Source organism: Shewanella surugensis, assembly GCF_023284005.1.
GTDB classification, from domain to species: domain Bacteria; phylum Pseudomonadota; class Gammaproteobacteria; order Enterobacterales; family Shewanellaceae; genus Shewanella; species Shewanella surugensis.
Genome location: NZ_JAKIKS010000004.1, coordinates 1 through 19,189 on the forward strand (window position 1 = coordinate 1; position 19,189 = coordinate 19,189).

A 19,189-nucleotide genomic window follows, 5' to 3' on the forward strand; every position below is an offset into this window, starting at 1 on the left:
TAGGTTGCTCTCCTGTCTTTTGGTCGAGACTTGAGCCTACCTATACCGCGGTATAGGTGAAACCTATGCGAGTCACCCCGGCAGAGCCGGGGGTTTACCGTTTGTTAATTAGTCAAATCTTGCATCAACCGCCACGTTTTTACAGCATAGAAAGCCACGACAATAATAATGAAAAGAACATAAAACAGAGGAAAGTGATTACCATTAGAAATAGCTTCAAGTGCTATAATGGCGAAAGGAAGGTTTCCTAACATAACCATTACTATTAGGTATTCAAATAAACACCATTTTTTATCCAATAATTGCTCTGACACTCCAAAGCTTGGCCCCCTCAAGAGCTTCGCTTTATCAATCGGTAGCGCTAACGTTTTATCTCGCTTGCGTAAAAAAGCCCACATAACAAAAATCATGACATAAGGCCCAGATAGCAGCACTATGATAGGCAGCATATTCACCGTAAAAGCGGGCATAGCTAACATCCTTGTTGCCATTTATTGAAGAAGCATTAAGTATAGATGACTTAATACTTCACTCTGCGCTGTTTAATATGAAATTGGTATTAGCGCTTACTCAACACGCGATCAATATCAGCTACGCTGTGACGATTTTCTAAACGCTCTGAGTCCTCACCCCAAGTACGATTGACAATACGGCCTCGTTGCACGCCCTTTCGCTCAGAGACGGCTTTAGCCCAACGTTGCACATGTCGATAACTATTCACCTCTAAAAACTCAGCGGCACCATAGGTTTTGCCCAAAACAAGATTACCGTACCAAGGCCATATGGCCATATCGGCAATACTGTATTCATCGCCTGCAATATATGCATTACTTGCCAGCTGCTTATCGAGTACGTCTAGCTGACGCTTTACTTCCATGGTAAAACGGTTGATGGGGTATTCAAACTTTTCGGGGGCATAAGCATAAAAATGCCCAAAACCGCCACCAAGATAAGGCGCTGAGCCTTGCAGCCAAAAAAGCCAATTCATGACTTGAGTGCGAGTATGTATATCCTGCAGTAAAAAATGACCAAATTTTTCGGCCAAATAAAGTAAAATGGCACCCGATTCAAACACCTTAATAGGCTTATCACCTGAATAGTCCACCAACGCAGGAATTTTTGAATTTGGGTTGATGTCAACAAAGCCAGATGAAAACTGCTCACCATCACCGATATTAATCAAATGCGCATCATATTCAGCACCTAACACATCCAATGCCAATAACTCTTCAAGCATAATCGTGATCTTTTGGCCATTAGGCGTACCCATAGAATAAAGCTGTAATGCATGTACACCTGTCGGCAACGCCTGCTTGTATCGTTCACCAGAATCAGGTCGATTGATACTCGCCCATTGACCACCATTTTCATCATTCATCGCCCATCTTTTGGGCGGGACATATTCATTTTCCATCGTAGTTCCTTAGTTTTTTCTTCGCGGTCTCAAGTCACTCAAATTCATGTTCAAAGTGCACTATCTCAACATCTACTTTATTATCCCTTTAAAAGTGTTACCTCTCTGTATCACTTACTTACACTAAATCATTTAATTTCCACAAAAAATTCTATCGCCAAAAACACTTGACACATATGTACCCATTGGTACATTATTATTGTATACCAAGTAGTACATAATAAGCAAACGCCGATAAACCATGGATCGGTGAACACCCAAGCCAAGCACATTAAATAATAAAGGAATAGAGTATGAGCGTATCAATTAAAGATAAAGTCGCGTTAGTCACAGGTGCTAATAGGGGGATAGGTAAAGCCATTGTCGAGGCCTTTATCGAGCAGGGAGCAAAGAAAGTTTATTTAGCAGTACGTGATCCCGAAACGACCACAGAGCTTGAATTTAAGCATGCTGATAAAGTACAAACCTTACAGGTCGATATGGCTAATGCCAACTCAATTGCTGCACTTGCTGATAAAGTTAGCGATCTTGACATTATCGTCAATAATGCAGGCGTACTTGAACTCACTAATTTATTGGAAGATCAAAGTGAAGCCGCGCTCGATAAACAGCTCTCCGTTAACCTTTATGGTTTGCTTCGTATTAGCAATGCACTTGTACCTGTTATAGAGAAAAATGGTGGCGGCGCCTTAGTGCAACTAAACTCAGTCGCATCCATTAAAAACTTCTCTGGCGTTGATTTTTACTCCGCCTCTAAAGCGGCAGCCTATTCAATCACCCAAGGCTTAAAGGAAAAATTAAAAGATAAAAATATTACCGTATTAAGCGTTCACCCTGGCCCCATTGATACCGATATGGCGGCGCAAGTGGGGTTTCCTGATGGCGCTTCACCTGCAAGCGTTGCACAAGCCATTGTCAGTTCGCTAAATGCTGGCGACTTCCACTTATTCCCCGATCCGGTTTCAAAAGACTTTGAAAGTGCTTACCAAAGCTATTCCGATGCGCTGATCACGGCAGAATAAAGTGAGGACTAATCTTCAATTATCCATCTTTGCTCCAATCACACATTAGCTTTAAATTTTACTTAAGCCATAAAGTAACACCTTTCCTTCTAAAGGGAGGGTGTATTCTTTCCGAATGTGTTCCTTTATACCTGCTAAGAACACTTTTTCAAATTTCACATCATGTGTCACAGCGCCGAAATTAGGATCAAAATACATCACCTCATCTCCTTGTTTAACAAGATCCATAGAATGCTCCTGCGTTCTAAAAACAAATCAATAAAGCACAAAATAAAAAGTCCTGTTTATTTGATTCAGTCATTTCAATAGCAGAACACTTAATGATGGACTAATTTTTAATCACCTTCTTTATTTAGGTGTTGATATGGGCATCCTACACTCTCTTTTTAAAGCATCGCCACTTATAGCCCTATTAATCACCCTCACCTTAGGCTACTTGGTGGGTAAACTCACCATCGGCCGTTTTGTATTAGGGGGGCTGGCGGGTACGTTAATTATGCGTGTCCTTGTGGACCCAATAGGCGTCGATATTGACAGCAGTATTCGAAATATTTTCTTTGCGCTTTTTATCTATGCGGTCGGATTTCAGGGCGGCCCTCGCTTTTTCAGTGCACTCAATATATTACTTTCTGCCGTTGTCATGACGGTCACCGGACTCGTTTGTGTACTCGCAGCAGATTGGGCGTTTAAACCGCGATCGAGGTACAGCAGCAGGCTAGCGGCCGGGGAATTAACGCCATCATCCATTATCGACACCGAAGGTGATGCCATATCTCAATTGAGCGGTGTGTCTGATCAAGCCAAAAAATCATGTTCTCCTCACATTTAAGATATACAAGGCCAGTAATATGTTAATCGCAGCATTCGAACTCAATCAGTTAATCAACGCGCACTCAAGCGTTGAAAATAATGCGTTACCACTGCATATCTTTGACTGCCGTTATGCTTTACCTACACCGACAACAGCAGACAAGCCCTCTTATGGCAAAGCCAGTTTTGATAAAGGGCATATTCCCCAAGCCCAATTTGTAGACATCGATACGATGTTAACGGGCACGATCACCGCCACGTCAGGTCGCCACCCTTTACCCACGCATACCGATTTTAATGTACAACTCCAAGCATGGGGATTATATCCCAACAGCAAGGTGATCATTTATGCCGATAAAGGGAATTTATTTGCGGCTCGTTTATGGTGGATGTTACATCGCTGGACTAATATCCCCGATGTTTCTTTGTTAGATGGTGGCTTTACAGCTTGGCAGGATGCAAAGTTACCTCTCAGCTACGCATTACCGACCATAACGGCTTCCACACATGATTTTCATTTCGATGATAGCGCATATGTTGATATGCAAACGGTACAAAATGAAATCGCAAAGAAACGGACAAACTTCATCACTGATGCCAGATCCACATCTCGATTTAACGGCGAGCCCAACGCGATTGATACTGTGCAGGGGCATATTCCGGGTGCTGTGAACTATCCTTGCCAACAAAATATCGATGAAGCGGGCTATTTTCGGCCAAAAGATCAATTAATTGCTCATTTTTCATCACTGGTTCAACACAATGCCCCTAAACCGATATTACACAGTTGTGGCTCTGGGTTAACCGCATGCCATAATGCCTTTTCAATGGAACTAGCAGGATTTGATGACTATAAAATTTATATCGGTTCATGGAGCCAATGGACGAAATTTACTGACAATCCGATTGAACAATAAGCGGTGTAATTCGACATATCTGCTTAGAACCTAGTTCTTTGTTCAACGCCTTGTCTAAAAGGCTTTTAATTTCAGTGGGATCCTGTATCTTGATGTATCACGGGTATAAACAAGAGAAGAGCCCACCCGATGAAGATCTTCTCTTTCGAACCATATCACCCTCTTGGGGCAAACATAATAATCGCCATTCCAGCAAGGGCCACCGACGCCCCTAAGAAATCCCAACCACTAGGCTTTACACCTTCCACGCCCCATAGCCATAATATAGCCACAAAAATATAGACTCCACCATAAGCTGCATACACTCTTCCCGCAGCTGAAGGATGTAGAGATAATAGCCAAGCAAATAACGCTAAGCTTAATGCTGCAGGGACTAATAGCCAAGCACTCTTATCTTCTTTTAACCACAAATAAGGCAAATAACAGCCAATAATTTCAGCAATTGCAGTAATAACAAAAAGGGCTAAGGTTTTAATTTCAAACATACGATTAGAAACTCGTTCAATTAAGTAAATTCATTACCCGCATTCATCAGTTTTTCTATCCTCATAGCCTAAAGCACTTGAGCACTTGAGCACTTGAGCACTTGAGCACTTGAGCACTTGAGCACTTGAGCACTGATTAGCGAATAATAATAACAAAGGCTTTGCAACAACATAAACTGTCGCCATTCATGATCCAAATTCAGCCCCTCCTAAAAAACAAAAAAGCGATAATAATTTAGATGATAGAGAAAAATACCATATACCAAGATTCAATATAATAAGCAGCTTAAAACTACCCTTTAGCCTACTAATCTAAAGTATTAACCCTTTAGTATAGAAATATTAAACCTTACTTTCATAGCGTTATAAAAACTTTATTACTTAAAAATCATGAGATTATCTATTTCTGCAATATAAACAGCATCATCTTTGCTTAATTTTACAATCAACTGAAATATTAACTAACAACAACAGATACAACTAACACCATATCACCCACTAAAAATAAACACAGTTAAAACCATTAATCAACATTGACAACTTTATATTCAAATTTTAGTCTATGATAAGAAAACAGTAAGTTGAGCAATTGCCGCTTATTATTAATGTCATAAAAATAACAGCAGGGATGAATCAATAATTGATAAATATAGAGGGGGGGTATCTATAAAAATATAGGTATATTATATACTTGAGATAGATTAAAAACAAAATAATAAAAAATACTTTAATCGATACGTGTAATGAACAATGGAAAGGATGTTTCAATGAAATTATTTACATCATTTACAAAGTGGATTTTACTCGCTCTTCTCGCTCTTCTCATTTTATTTACCGCTTATCACTCTTACTTAAGAGTCAGACCTAATGCTGTCAATTTACCCGAACACCACGGTAAAGTGCATTCTGAACTTAATTTGAGTCAAGGCAATCAACAACCACTAATTGTTTATTTAGGTGGAGAGGAAACTCATCATCATTGGAACAGTGACGCCTCAATGGGTCCCAAGAAACGCCAAGCCATTACCAATCAAGGTTATGCGCTACTGACATTAGACTATTTTGGCAAAGATGGAACGCCTAAACTTTTAGATAGAATTGATTTAGCTGGCGTACACGAAGCCATTATTGATGCAGCAAATCATCCTCAAATAAATCAAAACTGTATTGCTATTATCGGTGTATCTAAAGGAGCTGAGCTGGCCTTAAGTTTAGGCAGCCACTACTCTGACATTAAGGCAGTAGCAGGGATCGTTCCAAGCAATGTGGTATTTGCAGGTCTCACTAATACGATGGCAACCTCTTCATTTTCTATCAATGGACAACAGATCCCCTTCGTTCCCGTTTCAGCCCACTCTGTTTTAACCTATTTTACTCACGACTTAAAATCCAGTATCGAAATCATGTTAGAAGATGAAGAAGCCGTGGAAAATGCAGCCATAAGAGTCGAAAATATTAATGGGCCTGTTTTATTTATATCGGCGATTAATGATATGCACTGGCCTTCCACTGAAATGTCAGAGAAAATGATGGAAAGACTCAGAGATAATGATTTTCCCTATCATTTTGAACATATTACCTCCGCAGGTGAGCACGGGGCTTGGATGAGTCAAGATGATAAGATTTATGATTTCTTTGAAGAACATTTGATCACTAAAAACCCCTCGAATTGTTCAAGAAATGCAAAAATTGCAATGCATTGATCATTGTTATTTTCATCACTGAATCCGCTAAAACCACTTCACTATAAAACTAAAGCCTCTTAAGCCTAAAAACCTGAGTCGCTTTAGTGCTCAGCCCCCATTACTTCTTTCTGCCTAAGCATCCAGAAATTTAAGTTTATTGACTCAATGTTATACAGGCGTATCGAGTTAACCCTATTAAAGTGATCAACAAGGAAAAGACAATCAAATTTTTATGAAACCACTGTCATCAAACGGATCTCAAGACTATGCTCATTATGTATACTCAACAAGAGAACACGATGAAGCATCACATATTAACACTTGCAAGCCTATTTTTATTATTAAGCGTTAACGCCTTTGCTTTACAAAATGATCTGCAACAAGAAGTCATCATCTCGGCAAAAAATCAACAAGCTGATATTAAGAATAATCAAATGATCTTTAATGGCCCAGTGAAAGTGACTCAAGGTTCCATTACCATCACCGCTGAAACACTGCGCGCATTTTCAAAAGCTGGCGGGGATCATAAAGTCCTCATCGCCATAGGCAACCCCGCCACCTATTCACAAACAATGGATAATGGGTTACTCGCCTCCGCCAGCGCAAAAGAGATCCGTTATGATCTCAGCACACGTGTATTACAACTCTCTGGTGATGCAGTGCTAGAACAAAGTGGCAGTAAAGTAAAAAGCAGCTCAATTACATACAATATGTTAGAACAAAAATTAACAGCACAAAGTGGGGGCAAAGGTAGGGATAGAGTCACAACGGTGATAAAAGCCGAAAACTATCAAGACAACGGCAAGCAAGGCAATCCCAAGAAGAAAAACCAGAAAAACCTATCAGTGCATAAAAGTGACAATAACAAGCAAAAAACGGCGGTGTCTAAAAACGTGCCTCAACCCAAAATCAACAATACTAATAGAACAACTGCACAAATAACAAATCCTGCCATTACTCAAGCTCCACCAAAAAAAACCACTCCCATTCAAGCCAGCGCTAGCGCCGTCACCAAAGAAAAACCAACAAAAATAATAGGCATCACACCCGCCAATAAAAATAACTGGTACATTCAAGTCGGTGTGTTCGCGCAAACTCATTCCCAAGATAGCCTCATCAAAAAAATAAAGAAAAGCGGTTTTTCATACAGAACCTATCCAACACGTTTAAAAGGCCGCGATATGTCTCGACTATTAATCGGCCCTTATAAAAACTTACCAGCAGCAAAGAAAGAGATAAACAGAGTCAGACTTGAAATAGAGAAAAGTGCCTACTTTTATCAACTAAAATAGGCATTTATTTATGTGATAATTACATTCCAGTCGTTGCAGCTTGTTTACGTAAAAAAGGGATAAGTAATAATCCCACAACCCCAGCCGACACCGTTAATACAGTAAAGAAGCCTGTCCAGCTATACAGCTCTATAATGCGTGCTAAAGGATAGCCAGCAAGTGCCGCTCCCATATAGGCAAACAGTCCCACAAACCCTGTCGCAGCGCCTGCCGCATCTTTATGTGAACACTCCGCCGCCGCCACACCAATGAGCATTTGAGGTCCAAACACAAAAAAACCAATCGCGAAAAAACAAGCAGCCTGCACAAAGTATCCCTGTGAAGGAAAAAACCAAAGTGCAGAAACAGCAATCAAAATCCCAATAGAAAACAGCCAATTCATTGGCCCACGATTACCTTTAAAGAGAATATCGGATCCCCAGCCCGCGACTAACGAGCCAATAAACCCGCCAATCTCAAATAACGATATGGCGCCATTAGCCGTCATTAAATCGTAACCTTGCTCTTCGGTTAAATACAGGTTTCCCCAATCATTAATCCCCGTCCGCACGATATAAACCAGCACATAACTTAACGCTAATAGCCAAATATATTTATTGCTGAGTACATATTTGAACAATATCTCTTTAGTACTCAACCCTTCATCTGAATGCTCATAAGCCTGTTCAAGCTTATCTTGGCGCCATTCACCAATACTCGGTAAACCTAATGTTTGAGGCTTATCCCGCAAACGCCAACATAAGAACACCCCCACCGCAATAGCACAAAAACCCGGTACGATCATGCCCATACGCCAGCTGTAATGCAGGGTTAAAAAACCCACTAAAAGGGGAATTATTGCCCCACCCACATTATGAGAGGTATTCCAAATCGACCACCAGAACCCTCGCTCTGAGCGAGAATACCAAGTGGTGAGTAATTTAGAGCAAGGCGGCCAACCCCAGCCTTGAAAGAACGCATTTAACATCCATAGAGACGCTAACACAAGAATGGATGACGACAAACCAAATAAAATATTAATAACGCCCGTCGCAATCAGACCTAACCCCATAAAATAACGAGGGTTAGCTCTATCACTCACGATCCCTGAAACAAATTTAGAACAACCATAGGTGAGATAAAATAACGTGCCAATCACACCGATATCTGACTTATCCAGTCCTAAATCAGCAACCATCGCTGGCATAACAAAATTAAAGCTTTTACGGGTAAAATAAAAAACAGCGTAACCGATATACATAGTAAACATCAGGTGTAAACGCCAAAATTTATAATCCGTATCCACTTTCTCAGAAGAAGTCATGGTTGGCTTTATCGGGGCTGCTTTTAAAAAATTAAACATAATAATCTAAACCTGTTTTTAAGATCTCGTCGTATCAATAATCAAATCCGAGATCAGTAATCATGCCGGCTTAATAATGTTTTATGATCAGCAAAATCAAGGATTAATAATGATCCTCAATGGAGTATTCGGCAATCAGGCTTTCCATTATTTTTATGCGAGCAAAACAAGCCAACATGCTATAACAAGTCGGATTTATTCTCAAAGTTCCTGTTTTTTAAAACTTTTAATTTGTCATTTTATTAACTCAAAAAAGGCCTTAAAAACAAAAAACAATATCAGCCATATAAAACAAACGTACAATTATCCATATTAATCATAATGATATGAATTATTAGTAAAAGACATAATACGAGCCTACGACTTAACGCTAAACTCTATTTATTATTAAAAAATGAAAAGTATTAACCGTAAAATAATCACAAAAAGAATCATAATTACAACAATGCACAATTTAAATAAATGTTAATAACAAATAATACAGATTTAACCTTCCCTAATATACTCAACCACTCTCTATGATCTTTGTTATCAATTCGCCATTGTTCACTATAACAACTAACCTTATGGTTATTCCTTCACATTGACACGTTAATTTTCATTGCAAATATAAAAATGAGCCAAGCGATCCTGCAACTAGCTGACATCACCAAGCATTATTCTGATGTGAGAGCATTAAACCAAGCCTCTCTATCTTTATATGCCGGTCAAGCTATGGCACTACTAGGCGAAAATGGGGCGGGTAAATCGATGCTCATGGCTGTGCTTTCTGGTGTCATTAAACCGGATGCTGGAAAAATAATTTTTCAGGGGAAAGAACAACATTTTCATCACCCCAAAGCCGCCCAAGATAAAGGGATCTGTATTATCCATCAGGAGCTAAATCTCATCCCAGAACTCTCCATCGCCGACAATATTTTTTAGGGAGAGAACCGACTCGATATGGGCATATTTTAAAAAAGAAACTGCATGCGGATACCCATGCGCTACTCAAACAACTCAACATCACCCACAGCCCAGAAACAAAAGTCAGTCAACTGAGACTCGGTGAGCAACAAATGGTTGAGATTGCCAAAGCGCTGATCATTATCATGGATGAGCCCACTGATGCGCTAACGCATACCGAAACCCTAAGCTTATTCAACGTGATTACACAACTTAAACAGCAAAATTGCGCCATCGTTTATATTTCTCATCGGCTCCCTGAAATCTTTCAAATCTGCGATCAAGTCACCATTTTAAGAGATGGGCAAACCATCACTCAACAAGCCATCACCGCGCTGACTAAAAACAGCATGATTGAATTAATGGTCGATCGTCCACTCGATCAACAATACCCTAAAATTAACGCCCCCCAAGGAAATGCTCGACAGTAAGTTGAGCATCTCAGTGGTGTCACCGACAATGGTATTAACATCACCAATCTAAGCTTTCATGTTAACGCGGGTGAAATGCAGGGCTTTCAGGGTTAATAGGAGCTGGGCGTACTGAGCTGATGAAACTCATCTATGGCGCACTCCCTTTTAGGGAAGGGAAAATAACCATTGATGACATCCCCGTTAATCTCACCTCCCCCAATAAAAGTTTACAAGCGGGCTTAGTCTATATATCAGAAGACCGAAAGGGTGATGGTCTCATTTTATCTTTATCGGTCAGAGATAATATGAGTCTTTCGGCCTTAAAAATGCTCAGTCATTTTAGCGGACATATTCACCTCTCCGTAGAGCATGATTTAATCCGCTATTATATCGATACCTTTAATATTAAAACGCCTAGCTTACAGCAAGATGTGGGCCATTTATCAGGGGGGTAACCAACAGAAAGTCGCTATTGCCAAAGGGCTCATGGCACAGCGGCTGGAATAGCGGCGGTAAAACGAGGACAGCTCACCGCAACAGTTGCCCAGCAGCCCAAATTAATTGGTCAAACGGGAGTTGAAACTGCGGTGAGTCTATTACACAATAATCACGTCCCCCCCATCATTGCTGTCCCCTTAAAACTAATTCAACAGGTACCTAAAACAGAATGAAAAATAATTTAATCTCGAGTGGCTATCTCTTAGGTAACCAGAGTTTCACTCTAAGTCCACCATGAGGCCTATTGTGCATACTCAATAACCCATTATGAGCTTCTATAATCTCTCGGCATAAGGGCAATCCTATCCCAGTGCCCGATTGCTTAGTCGAATAAAAAGGCAATAATGCTTGTTTCAATACTTCACTGGACATGCCATCCCCCTTATCCTGAATAATCATCTCTATTCCCGCTTGGCCCTCTATTGATAAACCTGTATTAATCAGCAATTGAATCGCATCAGGCTTTGATCCTGATTCATGAGCATTTTTTAATAAATTGATTAACACTTGCTCCATTTGGATTACATCAAAAAAATCGGTTGTTTTAGGTAACGCTGAAGCTAATTCATAATAATAATGCTGCGTTAATTGAGCGGTAAAGCTATCCCAATCGACGGCTTCCTTTTGCGGTAATGATAACTTGGCAAAGCGGGAGTAATCGGCGATAAATTGACTTAAATGCTGACTGCGATCGGCAATGGTATCAAAAATCAAATTCAAGCGACTATTGTTCATCTCTTTGGTGATCATCTTGCCAGAATGGACCATAGAGGTGATCGGCGCCACCGAATTATTTAGCTCATGACTGATAATACGGATCACCTTTTTCCACACAAGCACTTCTTGGCGATCCAATTCTCGAGTCATTTGTTTAAGCAATAATAAATGATGATTTTGCCCGTTTAATAAAAAACGTCCTCTGGAAACATGCCAAGTTTCCATTGTTTCGATATCATTCTTATGAGCCTTATCACTCTGCCAAGAAAACAGTCCCTCCTGCATATCGTTAATGGCCTCACAGAGCACCCTCGGCATACGGTCTAATAACAAGGATAAACTGAGGCCGATAATAGGGCGGCCTCGATAAAATAAATGCCTCGCGGCATCATTGGCGTAAATTATTTTATGGTTATCATCAAATAACAACATCACATTGGGTGAACTTTGGATCACTTTATCTAATAATAATTCCCGTTGATAAATAAACTGCCGTTCCTGACGTAAACTGTCCGATGCATGATTAAAGAGCTTGGATAAGGTTTGAAATGGCTCTTCTTTCCCCACTGGTAAGCTGACACTAAAATCATTATCTTTAAAATTAAGCAGCCCGACTTCTAACGCTTTCAATGATTGAGACAAGTGTCGAGTCACATAAACACTCGCAACAAATGTGATCAGAGCCGACAATAAAAAGCTCCAAAGTAAAGAACTCGATCCAAAGTAGCGCATGAATAACAGCGCAGCCCCAAGGCTCAGTAGACTGATCCATACTGACATCAACACTAACTTAGTGCGGATAGAACATGAAATACTCACCTTTATTTCTCGATACCGTATTTTTCCATCCGTCTATATAAAGATTGACGGCTTAACCCTAAAGATTTTGCTACTCGCGCAATCACCCAGTTATGCTCTCCTAAAGATTCTTCGATACGGGTTTTGCTCACGATAGGAAGAGCGGGGGTAGAAAGAGAAGTAATGGAAACAGCAGGTATACTCGTTTTTGACAATGCGCTATGTTGTTCCGGCAAAAAAAAGTGACTCTCTGCGCGATCAACTTTAGAGGAAGTAAATTCAAACTTAACAATACCTTGAGTAGATGGCGCTTGAATTGTTATGCCAAAATCATTCGTCGTTAACATGGCACTTTGCGCTAAGATCGCCGCACGCTTACAAGCATTTTCAAGCTCTCTAACATTACCTGGCCATGAATAATGATAAAGACTGTGCTTGGCCTGCTTATCCAGATGAAAATCCGCGCCTATAAAATGCCACACTAAAGGTAAAATATCATCTTGGCGCTGACTTAAGGGCGCTAACGCCAGCTCTATCACATTTAAGCGATAAAATAGATCTTCACGAAAGACCCCCGCTTGTATCGCCGCGCTTAAGTCTGCATTCGTCGCGCTGATCACCCGTACCTTTACTTTACGCGTGACATGACTGCCTAAACGTTCAAATTCGCCAGTTTGTAATACTCGCAGCAACTTGATTTGACCCGATAAGGGTAAATTACCAATTTCATCTAAAAATAAACTGCCGCCATCAGCCGCCTCAAAGCGACCAATACGGGCTTTGGTTGCGCCCGTAAAGGCGCCCGCCTCCGCACCAAACAATTCTGCTTCTAATAAATCCACCGGCAAAGCGCCCACATTCACTTTAATAAAAGGTTTATCTCGTAAAAACGAATTAGCATGAATAATATCGGCCAATTTATCTTTACCCGCACCGTTTGGGCCGGTGATTAATACTGACACATCGGAGGTTGCCACTTGCAGTGCTAAATCGACACAGCGCTGCATCACCCCACTGGCAAACACTAAACCACATAAATTAGCAGAATCAATTCCTTGCATACGCTGTTGGTTGACACGTTCAAGTTGAAATTTCTCTTTTGTCATATGCTGTAAGGCCATCAGATTATTAATACTCGTCAGCAGCTTATTATCATCCCAAGGTTTACCCATATAATCGGCGGCACCATGCTTGACTAATTCCACCGCCAATTCAAGCTGAGTCCATGCTGTCAGTAAGATAATGGGCAGCAGTGGCTGTTTTGCGCGTAAGGCATAAAACAAGGCCTTGCCTTCCTCACCCGAGGTTGTATCTTGAGTGAAGTTCATGTCTTGTAACACTAAGGCAATATCATACTGGTCAATAAACGCCAATGCAGCCTTTGGTGATAAGCAACTTAAGGTAGTATAGCCTTGTAACTGCAGCATCAAGGACAAAGCATCGCATATTGCCTGACTATCATCGACAATCAAGATAAGCGCCCCCCTAACCGAGGTCTGGGTGATCACAGTATTCTCTGTTACGCTCATTGGCGAAGGATTTTTAGGCATGGGTTTACTCTATTATTCAAGTATTGAACACTTTATGTTATACACTATGTTAAACGCTGCGAGTAGCCGTCGCAGGCGAAATCATGGCGGCTTTTTGCGCCGGAACAATGACCGCAATGGTCGTCAAAACGATCAACCCCAAAAAGGTCAGCAAAGGGTAAATCGGAGCCAATATGGGCAAACTATAAAGCTGCATTAATTGTTCCCCAAGCTGCAGAGCCAGTATAGCGCCAAGGCTGCCACCGATAATACAAATAATATAATTTTCAACGAGAAAGAAGCGAACAATATCACCTTTGGTGGCCCCAAGCGCGCGGCGAGTACCTATTTGTTTAGTGCGACGGCCAACATTAAACATCACCAAGCCCGCTAAGCCTAGAGAGGTGATGAGTAATAGCAATATCACCATCATGCCCAGCACTGTGGCCATCAACTCATGGGCACGATAAGCACTTTGCCTGTATTCAGCGATCGTCTTAAAGCCTTTTATCACTCGATTGGGCTCATCTTGATGTAATAAAGCAGGAATGATCTCTTTTAAACTGGCAATATTATCCAGATCGCTCCGCACCACATACTTATGAAACGCGCCGTTCATTGGGACATTAAAAATAAGGCTATTATCATTCATCTCTCGATCAACCCAAGCCCCTTGTAAGGTCTCAATCACCCCGATCACTTTGACCGGATAATCTCCCCACTCGCCCATATAAATGATCTGACCGAGTGGTGACTCATCACCCCATGTCTTTTGGGCAAACACTTGAGTCACCAACACTAAAGTTGGGGCTTCCCCACCGCTTGTGATCACTTCATCAGCATAAAAATTACGCCCTTCAATCAATTTAACCCCTAAGGTATTCACTAAATGCTCATCACTATAGAATATGGGCGCTTCGGGGGCATATTGTGACGTCTCTTGACTTTCTCCCACGGTAAACGTCGATGATGATCCGCCGCCGCCTAAAGGCGACATATTAATAGTGCTGGCATCTATCACCTCAGGTAAGCGTCTAATTGCGGCTAAATCACGCTGCCTTTGTTTATCCAAATCAATATCAGTATCAGTATCGAAAGCATAAAGGTTAAAGGTAAACACTTGTGTCTCTTCCACCCCAGAATCACGCTGCATTAAGCTTAACCGTTCAATAATAATAAAGCTGGCGTTTGCCACAATGGCCACCGAGAGCATGATTTGTACTAACAGCAATAATGGCCCGGTTTTATTGCGCATCAAGCTGCTTAAAATGGGTTTTACATGTAACATCATAAAATGTCCTTAATCATTATAAAACCAGATAATAGTGAGGTCAGGATGTTATTACGCATCAAGGTGCTTAAAATAGGTCTAATATGTAACATCATAAAATCCTTTTACTGGCTTTTGAGATAAATGCTAGGCTGAGTACGGCAAATTCGCCAAGCAGGATACATGCCCGCCAATAAAGTCGACACAATGGCAATCATTGGCGCAAAAATCCACATACTCAGATCTAGCTGGGTTAACGCTTCCCCTAATTTAAAACGTGATGTTAACAGCGATAATGCCATCCAAGCCCAGAGCAAACCAAACACCCCACCTGCGGCACCTATCATGGCCACCTCTATCATATATTGGGCAAAAATTTGCAATCGACTCGCCCCAATGGCGCGGCGTACACCGACCTCAGGCGCACGTTTTAAAAATTTAGCCAGCAATAACCCCAACATATTCACCAAACACACCACTAAAAACAACACACTGAGTCCCACTAGGATTTTATTATCTTCAGGGACCACTTTATTGAAATCGAGCCAAGCTTGGACATCAGACACCTCACCTCTGGCATCATCGCGCTCAAAGCGCCCTAATCCTTGTTGCTGCTTTACATAAGCCTGCAGCCAAGCTTGATAATCTTGAACCTGCTGCTCACTTTCAAGCTCCACCCAGTATTGCAACCAATGGGTTTCTGAATGCAATCCTTCTTGGTAATTACGAATATTTTCAGTGTTCCAGCTTTGATTGTTTCCCCAAGATTCAAATTCTTCAATCGGCGCTAAGGATAAAGGCACATAAATCGATTCTGGATCGCTAAAGGGACCGTTATTCAAGTCGTAATACTTAGGGCTTTGATGCCAATCGGCTATCACTCCCACCACCTGATAGGGCATTTGATTTAAATACAGCTCACGGCCGACACTGTTTTCGCCTTTAAACAGGCGTTGATTCAAATCCGCATCGATCACCACTTGATAAGCGGCATCGACATCGATGCTTTTATCCCAAGGTGCGCCGTAGATGAAAGGCACTGAAAATAAATCAAAAAAATCACTGTCTGTTGCCCGAATGTTTTCCAACATAGGTTGAAAATTAGCATCGCCTGTCTGCACCGCCGCGCCTGTTTTATACATGGCTATTTGTCTTGTCGGAATAGTGCTCTGCCTTAGATTCATGGCATCTTGATAGGTAATTTGCGCATTAATGTCAGGCCAAGTATCTTTCCCTTGACTCATTAACTGCACAGCAAACAACTGAGTTGAACGCTCACCCGCTGGATTGGTATTCATTTGTTGATACACATTGAAAGTGGTAATGGTGATCCCTATGCCAATCGAAATGGCCAGCACCATGAGTAATGACAGGTATGGCGTTTTTTTGATACTGCGCCAACCCAAGTCCATATAATAAAAAAACATCTCTGATCTCCCTCGATCGTCACTTAGCGACTGCTGAACTGCTCCTATATAAACAGATCCTAGCAAACTCGATAGCAATACCCTGAATACTGTTCAGCTAAACAGCCACGGGCTTATTTGCAATATTAACTTGTTGATGAGCTTCTTTAGTCGCACTCAGGTCTTGACCTTGGTACAGACTAAAGTCACATACTTGACCATCGACTATTTGAATATTGCGTTGCGCACGCCTCGCTAAATCCCCATCATGGGTCACCATAATAATCGTGGTGCCCGCTTGATTAATATTTTCGAGTAACGCCATCACTTGCCTTGCCATTAAACTGTCTAAGTTCCCTGTGGGCTCATCGGCCAATAAAAATCGCGGCTTACCGGCGAGTGCTCTGGCAATTGCCACTCTTTGCTGTTGCCCACCCGATAATTGTGAGGGCAAGTGCTTCATGCGCGCCGCCAAACCCACTTGCTCTAACGCTTCAATCACTCGGCGCTGACGCTCTTTAGCATTGAAACCACGATATCTCAGTGGTACTTCAACATTCTCAGCCAAATTTAAATCAGAAATTAAATTAAACCCCTGAAATATAAAACCTATTTTCTCATTACGAATGGCGGCACTTTTATTATCACTGACATTAGAGATATTCACCCCATCGAGAAAGTAATCCCCTTGGGTAAACCCCTCTAACAGCCCCGCAATATTCAAGAAGGTGGTTTTACCCGAACCGGAAGGCCCTGTGACAGCAACAAACTCACCTTCATTGACTTCTAAATTGAAATCTCGCAAAGCATGGGTTTCGACTAAGTCTGTTTTAAAAATCTTGCTCACATTTTTCATCGCTAACATTTTCTATTTCCTTATTTTTAAACCTGTTGCATTCCATCAATGGGATTGCCATTCACGGCACTGTGTTCAAACAAGCTGACTTCTAATTGAAAAGACAGCTCCAATAATGAGAAATGAACAAAGAACGTCTTGCTTATCATGTTATTTTCAAGCTGTAATAGGAGAACAATAAACAGCAACAGAGTCACTAAGTTCGATTTATTCATTAAGACCTTTTTATTTTTAAATTCAATCATTAACGCAGTTGAACTTCATGAGCTTTTTTAAAAGGATCAAGACTGGATATCACCCACCTATCGCCAACAAGTCCACCACTGAGCACCTCGACATGACTCATACTGCGCGCCCCTAAGGTAATAGGAATAGACTTGGCAATATTATCTTGCACGACATAGACCCGCTGCCCCCCCCCACTGCGCACAAAAGCACCTTGTTTGACCATGAGGACATTGGGTTTATTTTCAAGTAGTACCCGAGCCGATAACCGCTGATTCTGCCTTAGGTGTAAACTGTCATCTTGGGTAAAACGGACTCTGGCACTGACTTCACGATTAATGACCTCTGGTGAAATGGATGATAAGGTTCCAGCCACCGTGACGGCACCAAAATTAAGCACCACAGTCATTCCCAAACCTAATTCATCGGCGTAGGTTTCAGGTACGGCCAGCTCTGCCTCAAATGCACTTAAATCCACGACAGTGAATAATGCTTGTCCTTGAGATACCCGCGCGTTTTGCTCAACCAGCCAATTACCAATAATACCTGAGACTGGTGCGATGAGCTCAAGCGCAGCCACTTGTCTGGTTAACTCTGTCACCACTAAACTTTGACGTTTGACATCAGAGGCCTTATCTTTAATTTCAAAGCTAAGCGTGTCTTTCATCAAGGCCACTTCTTTTTCCGAGTGGGCATAAAGTAGCTCGGCTTTTTGTAACGTATCCTTACCCGCTTCAAAATCAATTTCGCTGATTAAATGTGACTTAATCAATAAGTCCCCCCGACGACTCTCTCGCTCAGCCGCGACTAAATCCACCCGTGCCATATCCAAAATTCTCTCTGTGGTTAATTGCTGACGACGCGCGTCAAGCTTGGCACGCTCCAGCGCACTCTTCATCCCTTCCAATACCGAACCTTGTTGTTTAAATTGACTCAACAAGGCATGGCTCTCAATTCGGGCTATCACCTCTCCTTTTTTAACGTGATCTCCAGGCATCAGGGCAAGTGTCACTGACCCCATTTCAGGGCTATAAAGTACGGGGGCATTCGCTGCGACTATGATGCCTGTGGTACTGATATCTCGCACTAATGTGCCTTTCTCTAATGTGGCAAATCGAAGTGCTTCAGCATTTATAGAGAAGCTGGCTTGAGGCGACGATATACTAAGCCATACCAGTCCAGTTACCAGTAATCCCCCCCCAATAACCAGCAACGGCCTGACGAATTTTCGGGTTTTATTTGGAGAACAAAGCTTATCTTGTCCACTGGTATCTTTAATCATGCTCATGTCTCTACTATTCATCCCTAATATCACTTACGCACTGTTAAGTACTCATCTTATGTACTGGCCTTACGTACTGTCACCACGCCAATCTTGAGCGGCCACTTATTGACTCTCGATAATGCGATAAGTATGCCAAATTTTATTTTTCAATTAAAAACAAATAATTACATTAATTTAGATTCAAAAAGTGTCCGGCGGACAGTTATAATAGGTGTCCGAACAGAGGTATTCATCACACTCACCTGTCCGGCGAGCAGATTAAGTGTCCGCTGATCATTAA

19 protein-coding genes and 1 pseudogene are annotated in these 19,189 nt (G+C 41.5%); 8 read left to right on the forward strand and 12 right to left on the reverse strand.

Going from position 1 to position 19,189, the window contains the following annotated elements:
* Positions 1 to 104: 104 nt before the first annotated feature.
* Entirely contained in the window at positions 105 to 470 is a 366-nt protein-coding gene (locus tag L2764_RS01840; protein ID WP_248938541.1) for a hypothetical protein, read from the reverse strand.
* An 89-nt stretch (positions 471 to 559) separates the two neighbouring features.
* A complete protein-coding gene (gene yghU, locus L2764_RS01845; protein ID WP_248938542.1) occupies positions 560 to 1,414 on the reverse strand; it encodes a glutathione-dependent disulfide-bond oxidoreductase in 855 nt (284 codons plus the stop codon).
* Between the two features lie 293 nt (positions 1,415 to 1,707).
* Here yghU and L2764_RS01850 point away from each other — a divergent pair, with 293 nt between their 5' ends.
* Complete coding sequence (locus tag L2764_RS01850; protein WP_248938543.1) at positions 1,708 to 2,436, forward strand: SDR family oxidoreductase; 729 nt, start codon at positions 1,708 to 1,710, stop codon at positions 2,434 to 2,436.
* A 51-nt stretch (positions 2,437 to 2,487) separates the two neighbouring features.
* Here the strand turns inward: L2764_RS01850 and L2764_RS01855 are convergent, their stop codons facing one another.
* Positions 2,488 to 2,664 carry a hypothetical protein gene (locus tag L2764_RS01855; protein ID WP_248938544.1) on the reverse strand — a complete coding sequence of 59 codons (177 nt, stop codon included), beginning with the start codon at positions 2,662 to 2,664 and terminating at the stop codon, positions 2,488 to 2,490.
* Positions 2,665 to 2,800: 136 nt separating this feature from the next.
* Between L2764_RS01855 and L2764_RS01860 the strand changes: the two genes are divergently transcribed.
* The gene (locus L2764_RS01860; RefSeq protein ID WP_248938545.1) at positions 2,801 to 3,265 is read left to right on the forward strand and encodes an aspartate-alanine antiporter-like transporter; all 465 of its coding nucleotides are present in this window, start codon (positions 2,801 to 2,803) and stop codon (positions 3,263 to 3,265) included.
* A gap of 19 nt (positions 3,266 to 3,284) precedes the next feature.
* Positions 3,285 to 4,163 (forward strand): sulfurtransferase, encoded by an 879-nt coding sequence (locus tag L2764_RS01865; protein ID WP_248938546.1) that lies wholly within the window; start codon positions 3,285 to 3,287, stop codon positions 4,161 to 4,163.
* Between the two features lie 155 nt (positions 4,164 to 4,318).
* Here L2764_RS01865 and L2764_RS01870 read toward each other — a convergent pair whose 3' ends face one another.
* Positions 4,319 to 4,648, reverse strand: a complete 330-nt coding sequence (locus L2764_RS01870; RefSeq protein WP_248938547.1) for a YnfA family protein — start codon at positions 4,646 to 4,648, stop codon at positions 4,319 to 4,321.
* A 767-nt stretch (positions 4,649 to 5,415) separates the two neighbouring features.
* Here L2764_RS01870 and L2764_RS01875 point away from each other — a divergent pair.
* Positions 5,416 to 6,351, forward strand: coding sequence for an acyl-CoA thioester hydrolase/BAAT C-terminal domain-containing protein (locus tag L2764_RS01875; RefSeq protein WP_248938548.1), 936 nt, complete (start codon positions 5,416 to 5,418; stop codon positions 6,349 to 6,351).
* 281 nt (positions 6,352 to 6,632) lie between these two features.
* Positions 6,633 to 7,625, forward strand: a complete 993-nt coding sequence (gene lptA, locus L2764_RS28110; RefSeq protein ID WP_376708365.1) for a lipopolysaccharide transport periplasmic protein LptA — start codon at positions 6,633 to 6,635, stop codon at positions 7,623 to 7,625.
* A gap of 19 nt (positions 7,626 to 7,644) precedes the next feature.
* Here the strand turns inward: lptA and L2764_RS01890 are convergent, their stop codons facing one another.
* Positions 7,645 to 8,967 carry an MFS transporter gene (locus L2764_RS01890; RefSeq protein ID WP_248938549.1) on the reverse strand — a complete coding sequence of 441 codons (1,323 nt, stop codon included), beginning with the start codon at positions 8,965 to 8,967 and terminating at the stop codon, positions 7,645 to 7,647.
* Between the two features lie 615 nt (positions 8,968 to 9,582).
* Here L2764_RS01890 and L2764_RS01895 point away from each other — a divergent pair.
* From L2764_RS01895 to L2764_RS01905, 3 genes and pseudogenes are all read left to right on the forward strand, one after another.
* A complete protein-coding gene (locus tag L2764_RS01895) occupies positions 9,583 to 9,891 on the forward strand; it encodes an ATP-binding cassette domain-containing protein (protein WP_248938550.1) in 309 nt (102 codons plus the stop codon).
* A 134-nt stretch (positions 9,892 to 10,025) separates the two neighbouring features.
* Positions 10,026 to 10,343, forward strand: a complete 318-nt coding sequence (locus tag L2764_RS01900) for an ATP-binding cassette domain-containing protein (protein WP_248938551.1) — start codon at positions 10,026 to 10,028, stop codon at positions 10,341 to 10,343.
* Positions 10,344 to 10,435: 92 nt separating this feature from the next.
* A pseudogene (locus tag L2764_RS01905) lies at positions 10,436 to 10,780 on the forward strand (ATP-binding cassette domain-containing protein); the annotation flags it as partial.
* A 238-nt stretch (positions 10,781 to 11,018) separates the two neighbouring features.
* Here L2764_RS01905 and L2764_RS01910 read toward each other — a convergent pair.
* From L2764_RS01910 to L2764_RS01940, 7 genes are all read right to left on the reverse strand, one after another.
* On the reverse strand, positions 11,019 to 12,320 hold the full coding sequence (locus tag L2764_RS01910) for a sensor histidine kinase (RefSeq protein WP_248938638.1): 1,302 nt from the start codon (positions 12,318 to 12,320) through the stop codon (positions 11,019 to 11,021).
* 41 nt (positions 12,321 to 12,361) lie between these two features.
* The gene (locus tag L2764_RS01915; protein ID WP_248938639.1) at positions 12,362 to 13,867 is read right to left on the reverse strand and encodes a sigma-54-dependent transcriptional regulator; all 1,506 of its coding nucleotides are present in this window, start codon (positions 13,865 to 13,867) and stop codon (positions 12,362 to 12,364) included.
* 70 nt (positions 13,868 to 13,937) lie between these two features.
* Positions 13,938 to 15,155: an ABC transporter permease gene (locus tag L2764_RS01920; RefSeq protein ID WP_248938640.1), complete on the reverse strand. Its 1,218-nt coding sequence runs from the start codon at positions 15,153 to 15,155 to the stop codon at positions 13,938 to 13,940.
* A gap of 107 nt (positions 15,156 to 15,262) precedes the next feature.
* The gene (locus tag L2764_RS01925; RefSeq protein ID WP_248938553.1) at positions 15,263 to 16,564 is read right to left on the reverse strand and encodes an ABC transporter permease; all 1,302 of its coding nucleotides are present in this window, start codon (positions 16,562 to 16,564) and stop codon (positions 15,263 to 15,265) included.
* Positions 16,565 to 16,661: 97 nt separating this feature from the next.
* Positions 16,662 to 17,408, reverse strand: a complete 747-nt coding sequence (locus L2764_RS01930) for an ABC transporter ATP-binding protein (protein WP_248938554.1) — start codon at positions 17,406 to 17,408, stop codon at positions 16,662 to 16,664.
* A 17-nt stretch (positions 17,409 to 17,425) separates the two neighbouring features.
* Positions 17,426 to 17,614 (reverse strand): hypothetical protein, encoded by a 189-nt coding sequence (locus tag L2764_RS01935; RefSeq protein ID WP_248938555.1) that lies wholly within the window; start codon positions 17,612 to 17,614, stop codon positions 17,426 to 17,428.
* Positions 17,615 to 17,643: 29 nt separating this feature from the next.
* The gene (locus L2764_RS01940; RefSeq protein WP_248938641.1) at positions 17,644 to 18,906 is read right to left on the reverse strand and encodes an efflux RND transporter periplasmic adaptor subunit; all 1,263 of its coding nucleotides are present in this window, start codon (positions 18,904 to 18,906) and stop codon (positions 17,644 to 17,646) included.
* Between the last annotated feature and the right edge of the window lie 283 nt (positions 18,907 to 19,189).